Raw genomic sequence first — 4,096 nt, forward strand, 5'->3', positions numbered from 1 at the left:
GTGCCCGCGGTGGCCAGTACCTCGAAGCCCAGGTCGGCGAGCCGCTTGACCGGGAAGATCATGGCCCGCTTGTCCCGGTTGGCCACCGACACGAACACCCGGCCCGACGTGGGCAGGGAGCCGTAGGAGGCGGTCTGGGACTTGGCGTAGGCCATGCCGAACGACACGTCGATGCCCATGACCTCGCCGGTCGACTTCATCTCCGGGCCGAGCAGCGAGTCGACGCCCTTGCCCTCCGGGGTGCGGAACCGGTGGAACGGCAGCACGGCCTCCTTGACCGCGACCGGGGCGTGCGCGGGCAGCTTCGCGCCGTCGCCGGTCCTGGGCAGCAGCCCTTCTTCGCGCAGCCGGGCGACGGTCGCGCCGAGCATGATCCGGGCGGCGGCCTTGGCCAGCGGCACCGCCGTGGCCTTGGAGACGAACGGGACGGTGCGCGAGGCGCGCGGGTTGGCCTCCAGGACGTAGAGCACGTCGTCCTTCAACGCGTACTGCACGTTGAGCAGGCCGCGCACGCCGATGCCCTCGGCGATGGCCAGGGTGGACCGCCGGACCGCCTCGACGTCGGACTCGCCCAGCGTGATGGGCGGCAGGGCGCACGCCGAGTCGCCGGAGTGCACGCCGGCCTCCTCGATGTGTTCCATCACCCCGCCGATGAACACCTCGGAGCCGTCGTAGAGGGCGTCCACGTCGATCTCGATGGCGTCGTCGAGGAACCGGTCGACCAGCACCGGGTGCTCCGGGCTGACCTCGGTCGCGCGCTGGATGTAGCCGCGCAGGGTCTCCTCGTCGTAGACGATCTCCATGCCGCGCCCGCCGAGCACGTACGACGGCCGCACCAGCACCGGGTAGCCGATCTCGTCGGCGATGGCCTTGGCCTGCGAGAACGACGTCGCCATGCCGTACTTCGGCGCGGGCAGCCCGGCGTCGGCGAGGACCTGGCCGAACGCGCCGCGCTCCTCGGCGAGGTGGATGGCCTGCGGCGGGGTGCCCACGATCGGCACGCCGGCGTCCGCGAGCCGCTGCGCCAGGCCCAGCGGCGTCTGGCCGCCGAGCTGCACGATCACGCCGACGACCGTGCCCGAGCGCTGCTCGGAGTGGAAGACCTCCAGCACGTCCTCGAACGTCAGCGGCTCGAAGTACAGCCGGTCCGACGTGTCGTAGTCGGTGGAGACGGTCTCCGGGTTGCAGTTGACCATCACCGTCTCGTACCCCGCCTCACGCAGCGCCATGGCCGCGTGCACGCACGAGTAGTCGAACTCGATGCCCTGCCCGATCCGGTTCGGCCCCGAGCCGAGGATCAGCACCTTCGGCTTGTCGGGCTGCGCGGCCACCTCGGTCTCGGCGTCGGGGTCGAGCTCGTAGGCCGAGTAGTGGTACGGGGTCTTGGCGGCGAACTCGGCCGCGCAGGTGTCGACCGTCTTGAACACCGGCCGCACGCCCAGGCGGTGGCGCAGCGTGCGGACACCGTCCTCACCGGCCAGTTCCGAGCGCAGCGCGGCCACCTGCCGGTCCGACAGCCCGGCCCGCTTCGCCTTGCGCAGCAGGCGTTCGTCCAGCACCGGCGCGTCCTCGATCTCGCGGCGCAGCCCGACCAGCCACGCCATCTGCTCGATGAACCACGGGTCGATGCGCGACGCCTCGTGGACCTGCTCGACGCTCGCGCCGAGCCGCAGCGCGCGGTCCACCGTGTACAGGCGACCGTCGTGGCCCGCGCGCAGGGCGTCGAGAGTGGACTCCAGCGTCTCCTCGGGGTCCGCGTCCACAGGATCGGGCACGGTCCAGAAGCCCGCGGCCTTGGTCTCCATGGAGCGCAACGCCTTGCCCAGCGCCTCGACGAAGCTGCGGCCGATGGACATGGCCTCGCCGACCGACTTCATCGTGGTGGTGAGGGTGCTGTCCGCGCCGGGGAACTTCTCGAACGCGAACCGCGGCACCTTCACCACGACGTAGTCGAGCGTCGGCTCGAAACTGGCCGGCGTTTCACCCGTGATGTCGTTCCGGATCTCGTCCAGCGTGTAGCCGATGGCGAGTTTCGCGGCGATCTTGGCGATCGGGAAACCGGTCGCCTTCGACGCCAGCGCGGAGGAACGCGACACCCGCGGGTTCATTTCGATGACGACCATGCGGCCGTTCTCCGGGTTGACGGCGAACTGGATGTTGCAGCCGCCGGTGTCCACACCGACCTCGCGGATGACCGCGATGCCGACGTCGCGCATGTGCTGGAACTCGCGGTCGGTGAGCGTCATCGCCGGGGCCACGGTCACCGAGTCGCCGGTGTGCACGCCCATCGGGTCGATGTTCTCGATGGAGCAGACGACGACCACGTTGTCGTTGCGGTCGCGCATCAGCTCCAGCTCGTACTCCTTCCAGCCGAGCACGCTCTCCTCGACCAGCACCTCGGTGACCGGGGACTCGGCGAGACCGGTCGCGGCCAGCCGCTCCAGCTCCTCGGGGGTGTGCGCCATGCCCGAACCCAGGCCGCCCATGGTGAACGACGGCCGGATGACCACCGGCAGACCCAGCTCGGCGACGGTCGCGCGGACGTCGTCCATGGTCTTGCAGACCGCGCTGCGCGGCACCTCGGCGCCGATCCTGCGCACCAGGTCCTTGAAGATCTGCCGGTCCTCGCCGCGCCGGATGGCGTCGATGTCCGCGCCGATCAGCTCGACGTCGTACTTCTCCAGCACACCGCGCTCGTGCAGCGCGATGGCCGTGTTGAGCGCGGTCTGGCCGCCCAGCGTGGCCAGGACGGCGTCCGGGCGCTCGGCCGCGATGACCTTCTCCACGAACTCCGGGGTGATCGGCTCGACGTAGGTGGCGTCGGCGAACTCCGGGTCCGTCATGATCGTCGCCGGGTTGGAGTTGACCAGGGAGACCCGCAGGCCCTCCTCGCGCAGCACCCGGCACGCCTGGGTGCCGGAGTAGTCGAACTCGCAGGCCTGGCCGATGACGATCGGGCCGGAACCGATGACCAGCACGTGCTTGAGATCAGTCCTCTTCGGCATCAGCGAACCCCGCCCATCATCGTCACGAACTCGTCGAACAGGGGGGCGGCGTCGTGCGGACCGGCCGCCGCCTCCGGGTGGTACTGCACGCTGAACGCGGGCACGTCCAGCGCGCGGACGCCCTCGACCGTGCCGTCGTTCGGGCAGTAGTGGCTCAGCAGCACCCGGCCGAAGTCGGAGGTGAACTCCTCCCCCGGCTCGCCCTCCAGCGCGAACCCGTGGTTCTGCGAGGTGATCGCCACCTTGCCGGTCGACACGTCGACGACCGGGATGTTGATGCCGCGGTGGCCGTAGCGCATCTTGTAGGTGTCCCGGCCCAACGCGCGGCCGAGGATCTGGTTGCCGAAACAGATGCCGAACAGCGGGATGCGCCGGTCCAGCACGCCCCGGGTCAGCTCGACCGCGTGCGCCTGGGTGGCCGGGTCGCCGGGTCCGTTGGACAGGAACACGCCGTCCGGCCCGACCGCGACCAGGTCGTCGACGGTGGAGGTCAGCGGCAGGACGTGCACCTCGATACCGCGGGCGGCCATCATCCGCGGGGTGTTGGACTTGATGCCCAGGTCCAGCGCGGCGACGGTGAAACGGCGCCCGCCCACGGCCTCGACCACGTACGGCTCGGACGTGGTGACGTCGCCGGCCAGGTCGGCACCCTTCATCCCGGGCGCACTGCGGACGCGTTCCAGCATCTCCCCGGTGCCCACCAGGTCGCCACCGGAGAACACACCCGCGCGCATCGCGCCCTGTTCGCGCAGGTGACGGGTGAGCATCCGGGTGTCGATCCCCGCGACGCCCACGATCCCCTGCCGGACCAGCTCGTCGTCCAGGCCGCGCTTCGAACGCCAGTTGGACGGCGCCCGCGCCGGGTCGCGCACCACGTACCCGGCGACCCAGATGCGGCCCGACTCGTCGTCCTCGTCGTTCCAGCCGGTGTTGCCGATCTGCGGCGCGGTCTGCACCACGATCTGGCGGTGGTAGGACGGGTCGGTCAGGGTCTCCTGGTAGCCGGTCATACCGGTGGAGAACACCGCCTCGCCCAGGCTCGCGCCGACCGCGCCGTAGGCCTCACCGCGGAACACGCGGCCGTCCTCCAG

General features: G+C 70.7%; 2 protein-coding genes. Both read right to left on the reverse strand.

All coding sequences use genetic code 11. From position 1 onward, the window contains the following. A partial coding sequence (gene carB / locus FM051_RS49755) for a carbamoyl-phosphate synthase large subunit (protein WP_158854931.1) occupies positions 1-3,005 on the reverse strand: 3,005 nt, incomplete at its 3' end. Next, a partial coding sequence (gene carA / locus FM051_RS49760) for a glutamine-hydrolyzing carbamoyl-phosphate synthase small subunit (RefSeq protein ID WP_158854933.1) occupies positions 3,005-4,096 on the reverse strand: 1,092 nt, incomplete at its 5' end. The genes carB and carA, both read right to left, overlap by 1 nt.

Source organism: Saccharothrix deserti, assembly GCF_009769385.1.
GTDB classification, from domain to species: Bacteria; Actinomycetota; Actinomycetes; order Mycobacteriales; family Pseudonocardiaceae; genus Actinosynnema; species Actinosynnema deserti.